Origin of the sequence: Pseudomonas sp. 29 (assembly GCF_002754355.1) — a bacterium.
Classification (GTDB): domain Bacteria; phylum Pseudomonadota; class Gammaproteobacteria; order Pseudomonadales; family Pseudomonadaceae; genus Aquipseudomonas; species Aquipseudomonas neuropathica.
The window spans coordinates 597,211-616,771 of sequence record NZ_PEEY01000001.1 but is presented as its reverse complement, the minus strand read 5'-3'; the positions used below and the strand labels follow the sequence as shown (position 1 = coordinate 616,771).

Genomic DNA, 19,561 nt, shown 5'->3' with positions numbered 1-19,561 from the left:
TTGCCGGAACACGATGACCGGCGTCTGAACAGAGAGTGATGATGGTGCAGGTATTTTCTCGAATTCGTGCGGCGCTACTGGTGGCAGGTTGTGCGGCCGTGTTGGCCGGATGTGCAGGTACTGTGGCGCCTGAGGTCAAGCGTCTGCCGGAGCGGGTCGAACTCAGTGGCACGTTCTATCGCGGCGAAGCCAATCAGAGTGGGCCGCAAGTGTTGGCCAGCCTGTTGTCGCAGCAGGGCATCGTGATCACTCCGGGGTTGCTCGAGAAACCTCTGCACTTGCCGGGTGCCGAAGACAAATTGCAACAGAACCTGCAAAACCTGGCCCGCGAGTACGGCATGGTGGTTTACCCGCTGGACAGCAACCTGCCCGCACTGTTGACCCAAGTGGCGGCGGGCTATCCGGTGATGGTGCGCTTCAGCGAGGGGGCGGCATTCTGGGCCGAGCCGCGTTACGCAATCCTGTCCGGTTACGACCGCAACAAACAGAAGGTCTTGCTGCGTGCCGGTATGAACCGTCGCGAACTGATGAGTTTCAGCTCCTTTGAGTCGGCACTGGAAAAATCCGGTGGCTGGGCCGTGCTGATCCAGAAACCGTCGCAGATCCCGGCAGCCGTTGACCGTCAGCGCTGGCTCAAAGCGGCCGATGAACTGGCCCAGGCCGGTCAGGAAAACGAAGCGGCGCAGGCGCGCAAGGCGCTGGCAGCCCACTGAGTTCCGTTCGTCATTTGCCGGGCACGACTGCGCCCGGCAAGCCTCCTACGAATAGAACCCGTTTTCTGCGGGTGACTCAGGAGGCGAACATGGCAGATTCCCCATCCCCGAAAGGGCCGCATTCGACCGAGCATTCGTCGGGTCATGATCTGGGTTTCGACCCCGATTCGCCGGACCTTGATGATCCGCAAGTCGATCCGGTTGGCCCGGCCAAGGCGCCGAAAGACGTGAAACCCGGTGAAGACGACAAGACGCCGGCCAAACCTTATGACCCGTTAGCCAATCTGAAACCTTGATGTGAGGTGCGTATGAGTACTGACTCAAGCTTCGATGAGCAAAAACCGGACAGCGTGCCCACGACGCCGGAGCCGGAGATTGATCCGGTGCTGAATCCGGACAGCCCGCTGCGCGATCCGATGGCCCGACCTAATGTCATGACGCCGGAACCTTCGCGGGATCCAAGTGCAGGCGATGGCATTCCTGATGACGACAAGATGCCGCTGCCCAATGACTGAAATGCAGGAATGCAGGCGAAAAAAAACCCCGAGGATTCGGGGCTTTTTCTTGCGGGCGCGGGTTACTTGGACGCTTCAACCACACCGCTCTGGCGTGACTTAAGGTTTTTCTCGGCCTTGTATTGTTGCGCCACCGCAGGGACGTTGGCGCTCTTGCCGGTTTCCACCCAGCTGCGAATACGGCTGGCATCGGCAAAGTGGGTGTATTTGCCGAAGGCATCGAGAATCACCAGCGCGACCGGGCGGTTAGCCATTTTCGTTACCAGGACCAGGCAATGACCGGCAGGATTGGTGAAACCGGTTTTGGTGATCTTGATGTCCCAGTCGGCCTTGTTCACCAAGTGGTCGGTATTGCGGAAACCCAGGGTGTAGTTGGGTTTGCGGAAAGACACGGTCTTTTCCTTGGTGGTGGTGAGTTCGCTGAGGAGCGGGTACTTATGCGCGGCCACCAGCAGCTTGCTCAGGTCGCGGGCGGTGGAAACGTTACGTTCCGACAGGCCTGTCGGTTCGACAAAGTGCGTACTGGTCATGCCCAGTGCCTTGGCTTTCGCGTTCATGGCCGCGATAAAGGCCGCATAACCTCCCGGATAGTGGTGAGCGAGGCTGGCGGCCGCGCGGTTCTCCGAAGACATCAAGGCGATCAGCAGCATCTCGCGACGCGGCAGCTCACTCTTGAGTTTGACTCGGGAGAACACACCCCTCATTTCCGGTGTGTTGCTGATATCGACATTGATCCATTCGTCCATGTTCTGCCGGGCTTCAACCACTACCAATCCAGTCATGAGCTTGCTGACAGAGGCGATCGGCACGATCACGTCAGGGTTGCTGGAGTAGATGACTTTATTGGTCTGCATATCCATGAGCAGTGCGCTGCCGGAGGCGATCTTCAGGCTCGAAGCGTCACGTGGGGCAGCGGTGGTTTCCGCAGCGTTGATCGTTGGCGTGATGAATGTGCCTGTAAAAGCAAAAAACAGGCTCAGAATCGAAAGACGAATTTTCACGCGGGCGAACTCATAAAGGTTGGATATTCCGTTAGTTTGTAACGGGTTATTTCTTCAAAGCGTCGCATTCTAGGAGTATGGCTGAAGATCTGTCGATGGTTGTTTGAATGACCTGAAAAACTCGTGAAAAGGCCTGTAAAAAGAGGGGTTTCCGGCGAACGGTTACAGTTTTTTCTCAGGCATGAAAAAACCCGCACAAGGCGGGTTTTTCTTATTGCTGAAAGTACCGATCAGGCGTGCAGGGTTTCTGCCGCATAAAGGGTGTTTTCCAGCAGGCAGGCGCGGGTCATCGGACCTACGCCACCCGGCACTGGAGTGATCCAGCCAGCGCGGGGCAGGGCGGTTTCGTAGACGACGTCGCCGACCAGTTTGCCGTCGTCCTGACGGTTGATGCCGACGTCGATCACGATCGCGCCTTCCTTGATCCACTCGCCTTTGACCAGGCCCGGCTTGCCGGCGGCCACCACCACCAGATCAGCACGACCAACGTGGCCGGCCAGATCCTTGGTGAAACGGTGAGTCACGGTCACGGTGCAGCCGGCCAACAACAACTCCATCGCCATCGGGCGACCGACGATGTTGGAGGCGCCGACGACCACTGCGTCCATGCCATAAAGGTCGGCGCCAGTGCTTTCCAGCAGCGTCATGATGCCTTTAGGTGTGCAGGGACGCAGCAGCGGAATGCGCTGGGCCAGGCGGCCGACGTTATAAGGATGGAAGCCGTCGACGTCTTTGTCCGGGCGAATGCGCTCCAGCAATTTGGAGGCATCCAGGTGCTCGGGCAGCGGCAACTGAAGCAGGATGCCGTCGATTGCAGGGTCGTCGTTGAGGCGATCGATCAGATCGGTCAACGCGTCTTGCGTGGTGTCGGAGGGCAGGTCGTAGGCTTGAGAGAGGAAGCCAACCTCTTCACAGTCTTTACGCTTGTGCGAGACATAAACCTGAGAGGCAGGATCGCTGCCGACCAGGATCACCGCGAGGCCGGGAGTGCGCAGGCCTTGCTGGCGACGCTCGGCAACTCGTTGGGCGATCTGCTGGCGCAGGCTGGCGGCGATCGATTTGCCGTCGATTAGTTGTGCAGTCATTGCGCGTGATTAACCATCGAGAGGGGAAAAAATGAGAACGCATTCTCGCATGTCGAGCGGTGAGGGCAAAGGCGCTTGGTCAGCAAATTCCTCTAACTCCTTTAATTAAATGAATTTTTTTCAAAAAGGATTTGACGACCTTCGGAGCGCTCTATACTATTCGTCGCACTTGTCGGGCACAGCCTAGCACTGGTTAAGAAGGTGAAGCGGAATCAAGGTTCTGCGACACTGGAAAGCACTTAGTTTGTAGTCCTTTAAGAGTACAGATTAATAAGGCGCCCGTAGCTCAGCTGGATAGAGCATCCGCCTTCTAAGCGGATGGTCGCAGGTTCGAGTCCTGCCGGGTGCGCCATTAGGCAGCTTTGGCACAAGTAACGCGATATGGTGGGCGTAGCTCAGTTGGTAGAGCACGGGATTGTGACTCCCGTTGTCGTGGGTTCGATCCCCATCGTCCACCCCATATTTCGAAAGGCGCCAGATGTAACAGTCTGGCGCCTTTGCTTTAAAAGCTTCATCGCGGATGTGGTGGAATTGGTAGACACACTGGATTTAGGTTCCAGCGCCGCGAGGCGTAAGAGTTCGAGTCTCTTCATCCGCACCAATTAAAGCTTCATTCATGTCTTCGGGCTGGTGAGGTTCCAACAAAGAAGTTGTTTGGCTTTTTTGTTACGCAATATGGTGGGCGTAGCTCAGTTGGTAGAGCACGGGATTGTGACTCCCGTTGTCGTGGGTTCGATCCCCATCGTCCACCCCATATTTCGAAAGGCGCCAGATTTAACAGTCTGGCGCCTTTTTTGTTTTAGCGGTTCTGAAAAGCGGCAATTGCCGGTTTCGGGGCGCAGGGGCAGGGCGCTTCGTCGTATTTATGCTGCTCGATGATGCTGTGCTGCTCGCCGGGCTTGCTTTCAGGTTCGGCCGTCAGGGACTGATTGGCAACCTCTTCTATATATAGAAGAGGTTGGCGCAGAGCCCTGGCGTGATTGGTTGTATTCGCCTGTGGGACGCGCTGCATCCGTGCATCGATCCCTATAAATTGCCTGCTGTTTTTTTACCCGTTTTCAGTAGGGTGACTTCTTGAGTTTGACCCACTAGAATGCATGCCCTTGATTCTGGGGTCGGAAACGGCCGGCTAACGTCTGTGCAACGAGGAATATCCATGCAAGTTTCTGTTGAAAATACTACTGCTCTCGAGCGCCGCATGAGCGTCACCGTGCCGGCTGAGCGCATCGAGACTCAGGTCAACAAGCGTCTGCAGCAGACTGCCCAAAAGGCCAAGATTGCTGGCTTCCGTCCAGGCAAAGTGCCAATGAGCGAAATCAAGCGCCGTTTCGGTGCTGATGCTCGTCAGGAAGCTGTAGGCGACGTGATCCAGTCCTCCTTCTACGAAGCTGTGGTTGAGCAGAAGCTGAACCCGGCAGGTTCGCCGTCGATCGAGCCTAAGTCGCTCGAAGCTGGCAAGGACCTGGAATACGTTGCTGTATTCGAAGTGTTCCCTGAGTTCACCGTTGCCGGTTTCGACGGCATCACTGTTGAGCGCCTGAGCGCTGACGTGGCTGACGCTGATCTGGACAAAATGCTCGACATCCTGCGCAAGCAGAACACTCGTTTTGAAGTGGCCGATCGCGCTGCCCAGAACGAAGACCAACTGAACATCGATTTCGTTGGCAAGGTTGACGGCGAAGTATTCGCTGGCGGTTCCGCCAAGGGTACTCAGCTGGTACTGGGTTCCGGCCGCATGATCCCGGGCTTCGAAGAAGGCCTGGTTGGCGCTAAAGCGGGCGAAGAGCGCGTTCTGAACCTGACCTTCCCAGAGGACTATCAGAACCTGGACCTGGCTGGCAAAACCGCCGAGTTCACCGTGACCGTCAACACTGTTTCCGAGCCTAAGCTGCCAGAGCTGAACGAAGAGTTTTTCGCTCAATTCGGCATCAAGGAAAGCGGCATCGACGGTTTCCGCACCGAAGTTCGCAAGAACATGGAGCGTGAACTGCGTCAGGCGATCAAATCCAAGGTCAAGAATCAGGTAATGGACGGTCTGCTGGCCACCAACCCGATCGAAGTGCCTAAGGCGCTGCTGTCCAACGAAGTTGACCGTCTGCGTGTGCAGGCTGTTCAGCAGTTCGGTGGCAACATCAAGCCTGATCAACTGCCGGCCGAGCTGTTCGAAGAGCAAGCCAAGCGCCGCGTCGTGCTGGGCCTGATCGTTGCTGAAGTGGTCAAGCAATTCGATCTGAAGCCTGACGAAGCTCGCGTTCGCGAAATGATTCAGGAAATGGCTTCCGCTTACCAGGAGCCTGAGCAGGTTGTGTCGTGGTACTACAAAAACGAGCAGCAGCTGAACGAAGTGCGTTCGGTTGTGCTGGAAGAGCAAGTTGTGGATACTGTTCTGCAGAAAGCTAGTGTGACCGACAAAGCGGTCTCTTACGAAGAAGCAGTCAAGCCGGTAGAAGCTCCAAAAGCCGACTGATTGATTCCGCGTTAAGAAGTACACACCATAAGCCAGCTCTCGAGCTGGCTTATGCGTATTCAAGACATAACTATTTGGGAGCGACTGCAGAGCATGTTCCGTAATTCTTATATTCAGCAGAACTCTGATATCCAGGCCGCCGGCGGCCTGGTCCCGATGGTTGTCGAGCAATCTGCTCGTGGCGAACGCGCCTATGACATCTATTCGCGCCTGCTCAAGGAGCGAGTGATCTTTCTGGTTGGTCCGGTAGAGGACTACATGGCCAACCTGATCTGTGCGCAACTGCTGTTCCTTGAAGCGGAAAACCCGGACAAGGACATCCATCTCTACATCAACTCCCCGGGCGGTTCGGTGACTGCAGGCATGTCGATCTACGACACCATGCAGTTCATCAAGCCGAACGTGTCGACCACCTGCATCGGCCAGGCCTGCAGCATGGGCGCATTCCTGCTGACCGCAGGTGCCCCGGGCAAGCGTTTCTGCCTGCCGAACTCGCGCGTGATGATTCACCAGCCACTGGGCGGTTTCCAGGGCCAGGCGTCGGACATCGAAATCCACGCCAAGGAAATCCTCTTCATTCGCGAGCGTCTGAACACGCTGATGGCCAAACACAGCGGGCGTACTCTGGAAGAAATCGAGCGCGATACCAATCGCGACAACTTCATGAGTGCAGAAGCTGCGAAGGAATATGGCCTGATCGACGAAGTGATCAACCAGCGCCCAGCTTAAAATAAGCAGCTCAAAATAGGCTTGGTCGGCTTGTCTGATCAGCGGCGGGCTTGAAAAAGCCCGCAATAGCCTTCATCTTGTGTTGCAAGCCTATCGGATTTGGATCGAACGAATGACTGACACCCGCAACGGCGAGGACAACGGCAAGCTGCTCTATTGCTCCTTCTGTGGCAAAAGCCAGCATGAAGTGCGCAAATTGATTGCCGGCCCCTCGGTCTTTATCTGCGACGAGTGCGTCGACCTGTGCAATGACATCATCCGCGAGGAGGTGCAGGAAGCCCAGGCCGAGAGCAGCGCGCATAAATTGCCTTCGCCTAAAGAAATCAGCGGCATCCTTGACCAGTACGTCATTGGTCAGGAGCGTGCGAAAAAGGTTTTGGCCGTAGCGGTGTACAACCACTACAAGCGCCTGAACCAGCGTGACAAAAAGGCTGACGACGTCGAACTCGGCAAGAGCAACATCCTGCTGATCGGCCCGACAGGCTCCGGTAAAACCCTGCTGGCCGAAACACTGGCCCGCTTGCTGAACGTTCCGTTCACCATTGCCGACGCAACCACCCTCACCGAGGCGGGTTACGTGGGTGAAGATGTCGAGAACATCATTCAGAAGCTGCTGCAGAAGTGCGATTACGACGTAGAGAAGGCCCAGATGGGTATTGTCTACATCGACGAAATCGACAAGATTTCCCGCAAGTCCGACAACCCGTCGATCACCCGGGACGTTTCCGGTGAAGGCGTGCAACAGGCCTTGCTGAAGTTGATCGAAGGCACGGTCGCTTCCGTACCGCCGCAAGGTGGTCGCAAGCACCCGCAGCAGGAATTCCTGCAGGTCGACACCCGTAACATCCTGTTCATCTGCGGTGGTGCGTTCTCCGGTCTGGAAAAGGTTATTCAAAACCGTTCCACCAAGGGCGGCATCGGCTTCAACGCAGAAGTGCGCAGCAAGGAAGAAGGCAAGAAAGTCGGTGAATCCCTGCGTGAAGTCGAGCCTGACGATCTGGTCAAGTTCGGTCTGATCCCGGAATTCGTCGGTCGTCTGCCGGTCCTCGCGACGCTGGACGAGCTGGATGAGGCTGCGCTGATGCAGATCCTCACCGAGCCGAAAAATGCTCTGACCAAACAGTATGCCAAGCTGTTCGAGATGGAAGGCGTGGATCTGGAATTCCGGACCGACGCACTGAAATCGGTCGCCAAGCGTGCCCTGGAACGTAAAACCGGTGCTCGTGGTCTGCGCTCGATTCTCGAAGGTGTACTGCTCGACACGATGTATGAAATCCCCTCGCAGTCCGAGGTGAGCAAAGTCGTGATCGATGAAAGCGTGATCGAAGGCAAGTCCAAGCCACTGTATATCTACGAAAACAGTGAGCCGACGGCCAAGGCAGCGCCGGACGCTTAAGCGTCCAGTCTGCTGGAATAAAGAAGGGGCCTTCGGGCCTCTTTTTTTTTATGTCATTTTTTACATCCGCTTTGTGCTTGTTTTTTTTCAAGGCAGCCCCCATCTTGGTTTCAAGCTCAATTCCATCTGATTACGGCCATATGGCCGCCGTAGAGGCGAAATCATGAAGACAACCATCGAATTGCCTCTCCTGCCATTGCGTGATGTCGTGGTTTATCCGCACATGGTTATCCCGCTGTTCGTGGGGCGCGAGAAATCCATCGAAGCCCTCGAGGCCGCGATGACGGGCGACAAGCAGATCCTGCTGCTGGCCCAGAGAAACCCGGCTGACGATGATCCCGGTGAAGACGCTCTCTATCGCGTAGGTACCATCGCCACTGTTCTACAGCTGCTCAAGCTGCCTGACGGCACCGTCAAGGTTCTGGTCGAGGGTGAGCAGCGTGGCACCGTCGAGCGCTTCAGCGAAGTTGACGGCCACTGCCGTGCCGAAGTCTCGCTGATCGAAGAAGTCGACGCCGCCGAGCGCGAATCCGAAGTGTTCGTGCGCACACTGCTGTCGCAGTTCGAACAATACGTACAGTTGGGCAAGAAGGTTCCGGCTGAAGTCCTGTCGTCGCTCAACAGCATCGATGAGCCGGGTCGCCTGGTCGACACCATGGCGGCGCATATGGCGCTGAAAATCGAGCAGAAGCAGGAAATCCTCGAAATCATCGATTTGTCGGCTCGGGTCGAGCACGTTCTGGCGTTGCTGGATGCCGAGATCGATCTGCTGCAAGTCGAAAAACGCATTCGTGGCCGCGTCAAAAAGCAAATGGAGCGCAGTCAGCGCGAGTACTACCTGAATGAGCAGATGAAGGCCATTCAGAAAGAGCTCGGTGACAGCGACGAAGGCCACAACGAAATCGAAGACCTGAAAAAGCGTATCGACGCTGCCGGTCTGCCGAAAGACGCGTTGGCCAAAGCCACTGCCGAGCTGAACAAGCTCAAGCAGATGTCGCCGATGTCCGCTGAGGCCACCGTGGTGCGCTCGTACATCGACTGGCTGGTGCAAGTGCCGTGGAAAGCGCAGAGCAAGGTACGTCTGGACCTGGCGCGCGCAGAAGACATTCTCGATGCCGATCACTACGGTCTCGAAGAGGTCAAGGAACGTATCCTTGAATACCTCGCCGTGCAAAAACGCGTGAAGAAAATCCGTGGCCCGGTGTTGTGCCTGGTCGGTCCTCCGGGCGTGGGTAAAACCTCGCTGGCGGAGTCGATTGCCCATGCCACCAACCGCAAATTCGTGCGCATGGCCCTCGGTGGCGTGCGTGATGAAGCGGAAATTCGCGGTCACCGTCGGACTTACATCGGTTCGATGCCAGGAAGATTGATTCAAAAGATGACAAAAGTGGGGGTGCGCAACCCGCTGTTCCTGCTCGATGAAATCGACAAAATGGGCAGCGACATGCGTGGCGACCCGGCGTCGGCGTTGCTGGAAGTGCTCGATCCGGAGCAGAACCACAACTTCAACGACCATTATCTGGAAGTCGATTACGACCTCTCGGATGTGATGTTCCTGTGCACCTCGAACTCGATGAACATCCCGCCGGCGCTGCTCGACCGGATGGAAGTGATCCGTCTGCCGGGCTACACCGAAGACGAAAAGATCAACATCGCCGTCAAATACCTCTCGCCAAAGCAGATCGCCGCTAACGGTCTGAAAAAGGGCGAGTTGGAATTCGACGCTGAAGCGATCCGCGACATCATCCGTTACTACACCCGTGAAGCCGGTGTGCGTGGCCTCGAACGTCAGATCGCCAAGGTCTGCCGCAAGGCCGTTAAAGAGCACGCAATGGAAAAACGCTTCTCGGTGAAAGTGACAGCTGACCTGCTGGAGCACTTCCTCGGGGTGCGCAAATTCCGCTACGGTCTGGCTGAGCAACAGGATCAGATCGGTCAGGTCACGGGGCTTGCCTGGACTCAGGTGGGTGGTGAATTGCTGACCATCGAAGCCGCGGTTGTGCCGGGTAAAGGTCAACTGATCAAGACCGGTTCGCTGGGCGACGTGATGGTCGAATCGATCACTGCCGCGCTCACTGTAGTGCGCAGCCGGGCCAAGAGTCTGGGCATTCCTCTGGACTTCCACGAGAAGCGTGACACGCACATCCACATGCCGGAAGGGGCGACGCCGAAAGACGGCCCTAGCGCTGGCGTAGGCATGTGTACGGCGCTGGTGTCGGCCTTGACCGGCATTCCGGTGCGCGCAGATGTCGCCATGACCGGTGAAATCACGCTGCGTGGTCAAGTGCTGGCGATTGGCGGTCTGAAGGAAAAACTGCTGGCGGCTCACCGCGGCGGAATCAAGATCGTGATTATTCCGGAAGAGAACGTGCGCGATCTGAAGGAGATTCCTGACAATATCAAGCAGGATCTGCAGATTAAACCGGTTAAATGGATTGACGAGGTCCTGCAAATTGCGCTGCAATACGCGCCGGAGCCCTTGCCGGATGTGGCTCCCGAGATAGTTGCCAAGGACGAAAAACGTGAGTCTGACTCTAAGGAAAGAATTAGCACGCATTAATACGCTTTTGCCTGGGGGGCTTCCTTGACAGTTTTTTAGAGCCCTTGTTATAAAGCGGCTCTTAAGTGTCTGTAGGCCATTCAGCACTCGTTTTTGCTTTCACCAAAAAACTTAGAATCATCTCAAAATAGATATAAGGGGACTTAGAGTGAACAAGTCGGAACTGATTGATGCTATCGCTGCATCCGCTGATATCCCGAAAGCTGCTGCTGGCCGTGCGCTGGACGCTGTAATCGAATCCGTCACTGGCGCTCTGAAGGCTGGCGACTCCGTTGTTCTGGTTGGTTTCGGTACTTTCTCCGTGACGGACCGTCCGGCTCGTACCGGTCGTAACCCTCAAACCGGCAAGACTCTGGAAATCCCGGCTGCCAAGAAGCCAGGTTTCAAAGCCGGTAAAGCACTGAAAGAAGCTGTTAACTAAGTTTTCAGGTTTTTACCCATCCGGGTCGGGGTCATGCCTGACTTGGCAGCGGAGCGGTAGAGCAGGTCGCTGAAACAGTGGCCTGTAACGCCGGGATCGAGGGTTCGAGCCCTGTCCGCTCCGCCAGTTACGAGAAGGCGCATCCTCGGATGCGCCTTTCTTCTATCCGGATTCTACCCACGCTCCACGGTTGCCTAATTTTGAAGTTCAACCGTTTCTGGGGGACGCATGCTGCAGAATATCAGGGACAATTCACAAGGCTGGATTGCCAAGACCATTATCGGGGTCATCGTTGCACTGATGGCTCTGACCGGTTTCGACGCCATTTTCCAGGCCACGACTCACAAGAATGAGGCGGCCAAGGTCAACGGTGATGAAATCAGCCAGAACGAGCTGAGCCAGGCCGTTGATATGCAACGCCGTCAGCTGATGCAACAGCTGGGCAAGGACTTCGATGCTTCCTTGCTCGACGAGAAAATGCTGCGCGAATCGGCCCTCAAGGGTCTGATCGATCGCAAGCTGCTGCTGCAAGGTGCAGAACAAGCGAAATTCGCTTTCTCCGAAGGCGCACTGGACCAAGTGATCCTGCAGACACCTGAATTCCAGGTGGACGGCAAGTTCAGCTCCGAGCGTTTCGACCAGGTGATCCGTCAACTGGGTTACAGCCGTATGCAATTCCGTCAGATGCTGGCTCAGGAAATGCTGATCGGCCAACTGCGTGCCGGTGTGGCAGGCAGCGGTTTCGTCACTGACGCCGAAGTGCTGGCATTCGCCCGTCTGGAAAAACAGACCCGCGATTTCGCGACCCTGAACGTCAAGGCTGACCCGGCGGCGGTCAAACTGACCGACGACGAGGTCAAGGCTTACTACGACGAGCACGCCAAGGAGTTCATGACTCCGGATCAAGTGATCATCGATTACGTAGAACTGAAGAAGTCTTCGTTCTTCGATCAGGTTGCCGTCAAGGACGAAGACCTGCAGGCGGCGTATCAGAAAGAGATCGCCAACCTGTCGGAACAGCGTCGTGCCGCGCACATCCTGATCGAAGTGAACGACAAGACCACCGAGGCTCAGGCCAAAGCTAAGATCGAAGACGTCCAGGCGCGTCTGGCCAAGGGCGAGAAGTTTGAAGCGCTGGCCAAAGAGTTCTCGCAGGATCCGGGTTCGGCCAACAATGGCGGCGACCTCGGTTATGCAGGCCCTGGCGTTTACGATCCGGCGTTCGAAAAAGCCTTGTACTCCTTGTCGAAAGACCAGGTGTCCGAGCCGATTCGTACCGACTTCGGTTATCACTTGATCAAGCTGTTGGGTGTGGAAGCGCCTGAAGTGCCGACCCTGGCCAGCCTGAAAGACAAGCTCACCCGCGAGCTGAAAGCCGCTCAGGTCGAGCAGCGTTTTGTCGAGGCGACCAAGCAACTGGAAGACTCCGCATTCGAAGCGTCTGACTTGGCTCAGCCAGCGGCAGATCTGAAGCTGACCGTGCACACCTCCAAGCCATTCGGCCGTGAAGGTGGCGAAGGTGTTGCGGCCAACCGTGCCGTGGTCACCGCAGCGTTCAGCACCGAAGTAATCGACGAGGGTGCCAACAGCACTGCCATCGAGCTGGATCCGGAAACCGTGATCGTGCTGCGTTCCAAGGAACACCTCAAGCCTGCGCAACTGCCGCTGGAAAACGTGAGTGCGGCGATCCGCACCCAGTTGACCAAAGAGCACGCCAGCGCGGCTGCCAAGACCAAGGCCGAGAAGCTGATCGCTGATCTGCGCGATGGCAAGGCGCCGTTGGACAAGGCGGTTGATGGTCAGAACTGGAAAGCCACTGAAGCGGCCACCCGTGGTCAGGAAGGTGTTGATCCGGCGGTGCTGCAAGCGTTGTTCCGTATGCCGAAGCCGGCTGCCAAGGACAAGCCGACGTTCACCAGCGTGACGTTGCCGGATGGCAGTCTGATGATCGTGCGTCTGAATGGTGTTAACGAAGCGGCTGCGCCGACGGATGAAGAGAAGGTTCAGTACCGTCGTTTCCTTGCTTCGCGTGAGGGGCAGCAGGACTTTGCTGCTTATCGCAAGCAGTTGGAAGCTCAGGCGGACATCAAGCGGTTTTGATGGTTGACTGAGATGTGATGAGAGCCCCGGCCTGATAGGTCGGGGCTTTTTTTTGGGCGTTGTGTAGTGGCGGCCTTTGGGCCGGCCATGTTCTTGGGGTTTTGGGTGAATATCCGTTGCTGCGAGTGTTGCCGCTGGCGGTTTCGCCCTTACGGCGAGTCCCTTTGGCAAACGCCCCAAAGGAACCAAAGGTCTTTGCCCTGACGTTCGGCCCACTCGCTAAAGCTCGGGGTTCCTTCGCTGCGGGATTGATCCGGGCGCAGCGTCTCCGGTTTGCTTCGCTGCACCTACTCCCGCTGTGTTTGGCTTCGCCAAACGGTCGCTGCGCTCCCACGCCCGGATCAAGCCCTCCACTCAGCCTGCCGACGGGCCTTCAGATCAAGATCAAGAGCTGCAGCCGAGCTAACGCTCATCCTGTTGAGTGGTGAGGAGCAGAAGCAGCATGCGTTCTGCTGTTGCTCTTCTGTGTGCGAGCTTGCTCGCGAAGGCGGCCTGACAGCCGAGCTGTTTTTTGCGGATGTACTCATTCCAATTGTAGGAGTGAGCCTGCTCGCGATAGCGGTCTGCCAATCGACCCATTTTCCGTCGTTCATGAGCCGGCATCCATGTGCAGAGTTGACGAGGCTCAAGGCCGTTTGCGTCGCGTGCTTGATACGCATCTGGAACACACCGGACAGTTCTGGGTCCTATGGCCATCCAGTCGCCACGCCACGGCAAAGTTGCGCGTGTTCATCGATCATCTGGCATTGCGACTTTTTCCCGCAACTGAAGGTCGATAGAGTTGTAACTGCTTTAAGACACTAATCCATGCGCCGCCGGGGCGTGATCTGTTGCACAATACGCCCCGGACTGTTTTCTCTCAGGATGTTCAATGTTGATTTCCACTCCCATGCGTGTTGTCGGGTTGGCGCTGTTGTTGACCGCTGTTGCCGGCTGTTCGAAAGACAAGCCGATGTATGAGCATGAGAACTTCGATGACTCCGGTACGTTTTCGCGCAATTACCCGGTGACCGACGCGGTCAGTTGCGAAGCGGCGCGCCGTGCATTGCTTAGCCAGGGCTACATCATCACCAGCAGTGACCCGAAACTGGTCAGTGGCCACAAGAGCTTCCAGCAAACCGGCGACACCCACATGGAGATCAGCTTCAACGTGGTCTGCGCCGATGACGGCAGTGTCGGGCACCATGCGACGATGTTCGCCAACGCCTTGCAGGATCGTTATGCGCTGAAGAAGACCAACAACTCGGCCAGCCTCGGCGTGGGTGTGTTGGGCTCGGTGTCGATGCCGATCGGCTCGTCCGACGATTCGATGGTCAAAGTCGCCAGCGAGACGGTGACGGCACAGAAGTTCTACGAGCGTTTCTTTACCCTGGTCGAGCAGTTCCTGCCGACGGATGCGAAGAAAGCTGCGCACATTGAAGAGAAACCGAAGACTGACCTCGGCGTGCCTGAGGCGAAGCCTGCTCCGGCAGCGCTGGTGCCAGCGCCGACTCCAACGCCTGCGCCCGCCGCAACCCCGGCGCCTGCAGCGGAGCCCGCTCCCGCACCTGCCGAGACCGCACCCGTGACGTCTGAACCGGTTGCGCCACCGGCAGAGGCCGCGCCGATCACTCCGGCGCCGAGTGCAGAACCTGCACCGGCGACCGAAACCATCACGCCACCGGCCAACCCGGATATCCCCCCGCCATCCGAGCCGATTCCGGCGATGCCAGCGTCCGGCCAATAATCCAGCCTCACCGCACACCCTGTGGGAGCGAGCCTGCTCGCGAAAGCGTCGGAACATTCAGCACGCATGTGACTGACTGGCCGCCTTCGCGAGCAAGCTCGCTCCCACAGTAGTTTTTGGGGTGGCTTAAAATCTCGTTACATTCCCCTGACAAAAATCCTGCGATAAAATCCTGACCACCTGCTACGTTTTATTCATGAAGGCCGGGTTTCACTTTTCCTTCATACGAGCACGTTAAGCTCGAGGCACTGGGCATTTGCGCAGGCCCATTCAAGAGAGCAGCAGGGGGATTACACGATGGATGAATATCAAGAAGAGCTGCTCGAATACCAGGCCTTTGAACTGGACCAACCCGAGCCAGCCGAAGACGCCACCGAGCTTTAACTTGCAGATTGCAGCTTATAGCTCGCAGCTGCTTTCAGGCCGTTTTGCGGTGACTGCGGCGGAATTCGCCGGGCGTCTGACCGCTCCAGCGTTTGAAGGCGCGCTGGAAGGCTTCGGCTGAGGCAAAACCCAGCAGGTAGGCGATTTCACCGAATGCCAGTTCGGTATCGCGGATGTAAGTCATCGCTAGGTCCCGGCGAGTGTCATTGAGGATTGCGCGAAACTGCGTGCCTTCCTCGGCCAGTTTGCGCCGCAACGTCCAGGTCGGTAGCTTCAGGCGTGCCGCCACTTCTTCCAGGTCGGGTTCCCGGCCACCATTGAGCAACGGCCCCAACAGTTGAGTGATGCGTTCGCGCAGGCTGCGGGTGCGAGTCAATTGCTCCAGCTCACGTTCACACAATTGCAGCAGATGCCGCCAGGTACTCGGGCAATGCTCGGGATTGCGCTGTGCGAGGCTGTTCAGGCTCAGGCGCAGTTGATTGCCCTCGGCACCGAACTGGATCGGGCAATCCCCCAGCAAGTCGTACGCCACGCGGTAATCCGGCTCATCGAATTCGATTTCAATGCGTTCGGCGCGCAGCGGTTCGCGGCTGACACTGGAGAGCTGATGCAGCCATCCGGCAATGATCGAGTCCACGACAAAACGGTTATAGGCGTTGTACGGGCTGATCGAATAGAAACGCAGCCACGCGCCATGGGCATCTTCATGGAAACTGGACTGACCGCGATAATTGGAACCGTACAACGCCTCGAAACGGATCAGACAGCGCGCGGCTTCGCGCACGGTTGGCGCCTGTGCGGCGGTAACGCCGGCCAGCCCCGCCTGACTCAGGCGACTGAGCTGGCCCATGCGCAGGCCCAGCGCCGAATCGCCGGTCAACTGAATCGCCGCGTGGCCCAGGCGCATATAGCGCGGAATCGACAAACGCGCCCCGGCCTCGGCCAGTCGCGCGGCGTCCAGACCATATTGCTCCAGCAACGACTGCGGATCCGCCCCATGACTGCGCACGGCGTCGGCGAGGCTGTGAACAAAGCCCACCGACAGGTCCCCGAGGCGCATCGGCAGGGGCTTCATGGCTTACAACCAGATGTTCAACAAACGCGCGCCCCGGGCATCGCCATCGGCGAACTGCTGACCGTTGCTGCTGAGGAAACTCTGACCGGCACTGGCCTTGTCCCAGAACTGCCCGCGCAGGAACACACTGATGCCGGCAATCGCTCGACTGCTCGGTGGTTGCGCGGTCAGTGTCAGTCGATGCCAGGCTTGTCCTTCGGTGACTTCACCGGGTTTTAGGCTGACCGACCCCGGTGTGCTTGAACCTTTGTAACCGCGCCATGGCTGATTCCACGCACCTTGACCGAATACCTGCGCCGGTACCGCGATCAATTGCGCGTTTTGCTCGTCGAGTTTGCGGTAATTGTCGGGGTACCAACTGTCGCTGCCAATCAATACGCCAAGGCGTCCGGCCGGGGTGTCGACGACGTTGAGCGCGTGTTTGTCTGCGCTTTCGAGCACTTCGCGCTGATCGAATACCGGGTGCATCTGCCGTTGCGGCTGGCCCAGCGGCACGCCATCGCGGCCGAACACCACGCTGCTGTTGAACAGGGCACCGCTACCGGGTTTGAGCTGGCCATCGCGAACGCTGGGTTCCGGTAACACGATCGAGCCGGCCACCAGGGTCACGTGAAATTCTTTGGCCAGACCACCGAACAGCGCCTGGTAATCCTTGGCCATCGCCTTGGCTTTCATCCGCAGGTACGCGTCGTTGAGGCGGTCGCTGCCGTTGGCGCTGAGCCAGGCGCGGGCGAACAGCAAGGGATTGCTCGCCGCCAGCCAGTTCATTGCTTCGGCGAGGGTCGGGGCCTGATACAGCTCATCTTTCTCGCCGCTGAGCAGCAGCCAGGTGCCGACGTTCTCCGGCAGCACCACGACGGTTTTATCGTTCAGCAGGCCTTGATCCTGGGCTTGCTGCAGATAGGCTGCGAGTTTGCGGTGCAAGCGCTCGGTGCTTTGATAGTCAGTGGGAAACAGTTCGGGCTGGATGCCCAGCAGATTGCCGCGGTCGCCGGGCGTGCCCTGATCGACCGCCACGTTTATACGTAAGTCCGACAGGTAATGGCCTGCCGGCCGGTCCGCCGCCCACATGGCGTAGGTGGTCAGGGCGGCGACGAGGGCCATGGAGAAAAACAGGTACAAAAGTTTGCGCATGAAAACCAACAGCTACCGGGTACAGGGTATGGCGACTAGGGTAGGGCCCATGGAGCTGATTGCCAAGGGGCGCTGCGCATTTGGATCAATAAGTTGTCAGTTACGGTCATTGAGTGACAGCGATGCGACTCTTAGTCTGTCGAACATGACTGACGGGAGCCGCAGAGCGCCCGCAACTTTTCCGTGATTGCTCGTTGTGGAGTTACCGATGACCGCCGCTCATTACCCGCACCTGTTGGCCCCGCTGGACCTGGGATTCACCACGCTGCGCAACCGCACCTTGATGGGTTCGATGCACACCGGTTTGGAAGAAAAACCGGGCGGTTTCGAGCGCATGGCGGCGTACTTCGCCGAACGTGCCCGTGGCGGCGTTGGCCTGATGGTCACCGGCGGTATCGGCCCGAACGACGAGGGCGGCGTGTACTCCGGGGCGGCCAAGCTGACCACCGAGGAAGAAGCGCTCAAGCACCGCATCGTCACCCGCGCGGTGCACGACGCGGGCGGCAAGATTTGCATGCAGATCCTCCACGCCGGGCGTTATGCCTACAGCCCGAAACAAGTCGCGCCGAGCGCGATTCAAGCCCCGATCAACCCGTTCAAGCCCAAAGAACTGGACGAGGAAGGCATCGAGAAACAGATCAGCGATTTCGTCACCTGTTCGGTACTGGCGCAAACCGCCGAGTATGACGGTGTCGAGATCATGGGCTCGGAAGGTTATTTCATTAACCAGTTCCTCGCCGCACACACCAACCACCGCACCGACCGCTGGGGCGGCAGCTACGAAAACCGCATGCGCCTGCCGGTGGAAATCGTTCGTCGTGTGCGCGAGGCGGTAGGGCCGAACTTCATCATTATTTTCCGTCTGTCGATGCTCGACCTGGTCGAGGGCGGCAGCACCTGGGACGAGATCGTTACCCTGGCCAAAGCCATCGAGCAGGCCGGCGCAACCATCATCAACACCGGCATCGGCTGGCACGAAGCGCGGATCCCGACCATCGCCACCAAAGTGCCGCGTGCGGCATTCAGCAAGGTCACCGCCAAGCTGCGCGGTTCGGTGAAGATTCCGCTGATCACCACCAACCGTATCAACACCCCGGAAATCGCCGAGCAGATTCTGGCTGAAGGCGATGCCGATATGGTCTCGATGGCGCGGCCGTTCCTCGCCGACCCGGACTTCGTCAACAAGGCCGCTGAAGGCCGCGCTGACGAAATCAACACCTGTATCGGTTGCAACCAGGCGTGCCTCGATCACACCTTCGGCGGCAAGCTGACCAGTTGCCTGGTCAACCCGCGTGCCTGCCACGAAACCGAACTCAATTATCTGCCGGTGCAGCAGATCAAGAAAATCGCTGTGGTTGGCGCCGGCCCTGCCGGTTTGTCCGCCGCGACCGTGGCTGCCGAGCGTGGCCATCAAGTGACCCTGTTCGATTCGGCCAGCGAAATTGGCGGCCAGTTCAACATCGCCAAACGCGTGCCGGGCAAGGAAGAGTTCTTCGAAACCCTGCGTTACTTCAAACGCAAGTTGCAGACCACGAATGTCGAGGTGTGCCTGAACACCCGCGTCGATGTCGCGAAACTGGTGGAAGGCGGTTACGACGAGATCATCCTCGCCACTGGCATTGCACCGCGCGTGCCGGCAATTCCGGGAGTCGAGAATGCCAAGGTGCTGAGCTACCTGGACGTGATCCTTGAGCGCAAGCCGGTCGGTAAACGCGTGGCGGTGATCGGCGCCGGCGGTATCGGTTTTGACGTCTCGGAATTCCTCGTTCACCAAGGCGTGGCCACCAGCCAGGATCGCGCCGCGTTCTGGAAAGAGTGGGGCATCGATACGCAACTCGAAGCCCGTGGGGGTGTGGCCGGGATCAAAGCCGCACCGCACGCGCCGGCCCGCGAAGTGTTTCTGTTGCAGCGCAAGAAAACCAAGGTCGGCGATGGTCTGGGTAAAACCACTGGCTGGATTCACCGTACCGGTCTGAAGAACAAACAGGTGCAGATGCTCAACAGCGTTGAATACCTGAGCATCGATGACCAAGGCCTGCATATCCGCATCGGCGAAACCGGCGAGCCGCAAGTGCTGGCGGTGGACAACATCGTGATTTGCGCGGGGCAGGATCCGCTGCGTGAATTGCATGACGGTCTGGTGGAAGCGGGGCAGAACGTGCACCTGATCGGTGGTGCCGATGTCGCGGCCGAGCTGGATGCCAAACGCGCGATCAACCAAGGCTCGCGCCTCGCTGCTGAACTTTAAGCTCCAC

At 57.9% G+C, this 19,561-nt stretch carries 16 protein-coding genes, 4 tRNA genes and 1 pseudogene; 16 read left to right on the top strand and 5 right to left on the bottom strand.

Going from position 1 to position 19,561, the window contains the following annotated elements; genetic code table 11:
* Positions 1–41: 41 nt before the first annotated feature.
* From CLU80_RS02835 to CLU80_RS02825, 3 genes are all read left to right on the top strand, one after another.
* The gene (locus CLU80_RS02835; RefSeq protein WP_093434034.1) at positions 42–713 is read left to right on the top strand and encodes a peptidase C39 family protein; all 672 of its coding nucleotides are present in this window, start codon (positions 42–44) and stop codon (positions 711–713) included.
* A gap of 89 nt (positions 714–802) precedes the next feature.
* The gene (locus CLU80_RS02830) at positions 803–1,009 is read left to right on the top strand and encodes a DUF6021 family protein (protein ID WP_093434037.1); all 207 of its coding nucleotides are present in this window, start codon (positions 803–805) and stop codon (positions 1,007–1,009) included.
* A 12-nt stretch (positions 1,010–1,021) separates the two neighbouring features.
* Positions 1,022–1,228 carry a hypothetical protein gene (locus CLU80_RS02825; RefSeq protein WP_093434040.1) on the top strand — a complete coding sequence of 69 codons (207 nt, stop codon included), beginning with the start codon at positions 1,022–1,024 and terminating at the stop codon, positions 1,226–1,228.
* Positions 1,229–1,290: 62 nt separating this feature from the next.
* Here the strand turns inward: CLU80_RS02825 and pbpG are convergent, their stop codons facing one another.
* A complete protein-coding gene (pbpG, locus tag CLU80_RS02820) occupies positions 1,291–2,229 on the bottom strand; it encodes a D-alanyl-D-alanine endopeptidase (RefSeq protein WP_093434043.1) in 939 nt (312 codons plus the stop codon).
* 230 nt (positions 2,230–2,459) lie between these two features.
* Positions 2,460–3,314 carry a bifunctional methylenetetrahydrofolate dehydrogenase/methenyltetrahydrofolate cyclohydrolase FolD gene (gene folD, locus CLU80_RS02815; RefSeq protein WP_038362797.1) on the bottom strand — a complete coding sequence of 285 codons (855 nt, stop codon included), beginning with the start codon at positions 3,312–3,314 and terminating at the stop codon, positions 2,460–2,462.
* A 275-nt stretch (positions 3,315–3,589) separates the two neighbouring features.
* Between folD and CLU80_RS02810 the strand changes: the two genes are divergently transcribed.
* The 4 genes from CLU80_RS02810 to CLU80_RS02795 all read left to right on the top strand — a co-directional run bounded on the left by CLU80_RS02810 (position 3,590) and on the right by CLU80_RS02795 (position 4,068).
* Positions 3,590–3,666, top strand: a tRNA-Arg gene (locus CLU80_RS02810).
* Between the two features lie 32 nt (positions 3,667–3,698).
* Positions 3,699–3,774, top strand: a tRNA-His gene (locus CLU80_RS02805).
* Between the two features lie 56 nt (positions 3,775–3,830).
* A tRNA-Leu gene (locus CLU80_RS02800) sits at positions 3,831–3,915 on the top strand.
* A 77-nt stretch (positions 3,916–3,992) separates the two neighbouring features.
* Positions 3,993–4,068: transfer RNA gene (locus CLU80_RS02795), tRNA-His, on the top strand.
* A 45-nt stretch (positions 4,069–4,113) separates the two neighbouring features.
* Here CLU80_RS02795 and CLU80_RS02790 read toward each other — a convergent pair.
* Positions 4,114–4,326, bottom strand: a complete 213-nt coding sequence (locus CLU80_RS02790; RefSeq protein ID WP_093434046.1) for a hypothetical protein — start codon at positions 4,324–4,326, stop codon at positions 4,114–4,116.
* 144 nt (positions 4,327–4,470) lie between these two features.
* Between CLU80_RS02790 and tig the strand changes: the two genes are divergently transcribed.
* The 8 genes and pseudogenes from tig to CLU80_RS02750 all read left to right on the top strand — a co-directional run bounded on the left by tig (position 4,471) and on the right by CLU80_RS02750 (position 14,713).
* On the top strand, positions 4,471–5,781 hold the full coding sequence (gene tig, locus CLU80_RS02785) for a trigger factor (protein WP_093434049.1): 1,311 nt from the start codon (positions 4,471–4,473) through the stop codon (positions 5,779–5,781).
* 93 nt (positions 5,782–5,874) lie between these two features.
* Positions 5,875–6,510 carry an ATP-dependent Clp endopeptidase proteolytic subunit ClpP gene (clpP, locus tag CLU80_RS02780; protein WP_007951559.1) on the top strand — a complete coding sequence of 212 codons (636 nt, stop codon included), beginning with the start codon at positions 5,875–5,877 and terminating at the stop codon, positions 6,508–6,510.
* A 112-nt stretch (positions 6,511–6,622) separates the two neighbouring features.
* Positions 6,623–7,906: an ATP-dependent Clp protease ATP-binding subunit ClpX gene (gene clpX, locus CLU80_RS02775; RefSeq protein WP_003223632.1), complete on the top strand. Its 1,284-nt coding sequence runs from the start codon at positions 6,623–6,625 to the stop codon at positions 7,904–7,906.
* Positions 7,907–8,069: 163 nt separating this feature from the next.
* The gene (gene lon, locus CLU80_RS02770; protein WP_016986884.1) at positions 8,070–10,466 is read left to right on the top strand and encodes an endopeptidase La; all 2,397 of its coding nucleotides are present in this window, start codon (positions 8,070–8,072) and stop codon (positions 10,464–10,466) included.
* Positions 10,467–10,614: 148 nt separating this feature from the next.
* Positions 10,615–10,887: an HU family DNA-binding protein gene (locus tag CLU80_RS02765; RefSeq protein ID WP_003183171.1), complete on the top strand. Its 273-nt coding sequence runs from the start codon at positions 10,615–10,617 to the stop codon at positions 10,885–10,887.
* A 228-nt stretch (positions 10,888–11,115) separates the two neighbouring features.
* Positions 11,116–12,987, top strand: a complete 1,872-nt coding sequence (locus tag CLU80_RS02760) for a SurA N-terminal domain-containing protein (RefSeq protein WP_095050815.1) — start codon at positions 11,116–11,118, stop codon at positions 12,985–12,987.
* A gap of 614 nt (positions 12,988–13,601) precedes the next feature.
* Positions 13,602–13,766, top strand: a pseudogene (locus tag CLU80_RS02755) (LysR family transcriptional regulator); the annotation flags it as partial.
* Positions 13,767–13,858: 92 nt separating this feature from the next.
* The gene (locus CLU80_RS02750) at positions 13,859–14,713 is read left to right on the top strand and encodes a DUF2242 domain-containing protein (protein WP_099756694.1); all 855 of its coding nucleotides are present in this window, start codon (positions 13,859–13,861) and stop codon (positions 14,711–14,713) included.
* Between the two features lie 418 nt (positions 14,714–15,131).
* Here CLU80_RS02750 and CLU80_RS02745 read toward each other — a convergent pair whose 3' ends face one another.
* Together CLU80_RS02745 and CLU80_RS02740 are read right to left on the bottom strand one after the other, a co-directional pair.
* Entirely contained in the window at positions 15,132–16,172 is a 1,041-nt protein-coding gene (locus CLU80_RS02745) for an AraC family transcriptional regulator (protein ID WP_099756693.1), read from the bottom strand.
* Between the two features lie 3 nt (positions 16,173–16,175).
* On the bottom strand, positions 16,176–17,306 hold the full coding sequence (locus tag CLU80_RS02740; protein ID WP_099756692.1) for a carbon-nitrogen hydrolase family protein: 1,131 nt from the start codon (positions 17,304–17,306) through the stop codon (positions 16,176–16,178).
* 208 nt (positions 17,307–17,514) lie between these two features.
* On the opposite strand from CLU80_RS02740, the gene CLU80_RS02735 reads away from it, so the two are divergent.
* Positions 17,515–19,554 carry an NADPH-dependent 2,4-dienoyl-CoA reductase gene (locus tag CLU80_RS02735; protein WP_093434064.1) on the top strand — a complete coding sequence of 680 codons (2,040 nt, stop codon included), beginning with the start codon at positions 17,515–17,517 and terminating at the stop codon, positions 19,552–19,554.
* Positions 19,555–19,561: the final 7 nt, after the last annotated feature.

Excerpts from the sequence above, each read along its gene's own strand:
- CLU80_RS02835 (WP_093434034.1), top strand. The coding sequence starts at position 42 with ATGGTGCAGGTATTTTCTCGAATTCGTGCGGCGCTACTGGTGGCAGGT.
- CLU80_RS02830 (WP_093434037.1), top strand. The coding sequence starts at position 803 with ATGGCAGATTCCCCATCCCCGAAAGGGCCGCATTCGACCGAGCATTCG.
- CLU80_RS02825 (WP_093434040.1), top strand. The coding sequence starts at position 1,022 with ATGAGTACTGACTCAAGCTTCGATGAGCAAAAACCGGACAGCGTGCCC.
- folD (WP_038362797.1), bottom strand. The coding sequence starts at position 3,314 with ATGACTGCACAACTAATCGACGGCAAATCGATCGCCGCCAGCCTGCGC.
- CLU80_RS02790 (WP_093434046.1), bottom strand. The coding sequence starts at position 4,326 with ATGCAGCGCGTCCCACAGGCGAATACAACCAATCACGCCAGGGCTCTG.
- tig (WP_093434049.1), top strand. The coding sequence starts at position 4,471 with ATGCAAGTTTCTGTTGAAAATACTACTGCTCTCGAGCGCCGCATGAGC.
- clpP (WP_007951559.1), top strand. The coding sequence starts at position 5,875 with ATGTTCCGTAATTCTTATATTCAGCAGAACTCTGATATCCAGGCCGCC.
- clpX (WP_003223632.1), top strand. The coding sequence starts at position 6,623 with ATGACTGACACCCGCAACGGCGAGGACAACGGCAAGCTGCTCTATTGC.
- lon (WP_016986884.1), top strand. The coding sequence starts at position 8,070 with ATGAAGACAACCATCGAATTGCCTCTCCTGCCATTGCGTGATGTCGTG.
- CLU80_RS02760 (WP_095050815.1), top strand. The coding sequence starts at position 11,116 with ATGCTGCAGAATATCAGGGACAATTCACAAGGCTGGATTGCCAAGACC.
- CLU80_RS02750 (WP_099756694.1), top strand. The coding sequence starts at position 13,859 with ATGTTGATTTCCACTCCCATGCGTGTTGTCGGGTTGGCGCTGTTGTTG.
- CLU80_RS02745 (WP_099756693.1), bottom strand. The coding sequence starts at position 16,172 with ATGAAGCCCCTGCCGATGCGCCTCGGGGACCTGTCGGTGGGCTTTGTT.
- CLU80_RS02740 (WP_099756692.1), bottom strand. The coding sequence starts at position 17,306 with ATGCGCAAACTTTTGTACCTGTTTTTCTCCATGGCCCTCGTCGCCGCC.
- CLU80_RS02735 (WP_093434064.1), top strand. The coding sequence starts at position 17,515 with ATGACCGCCGCTCATTACCCGCACCTGTTGGCCCCGCTGGACCTGGGA.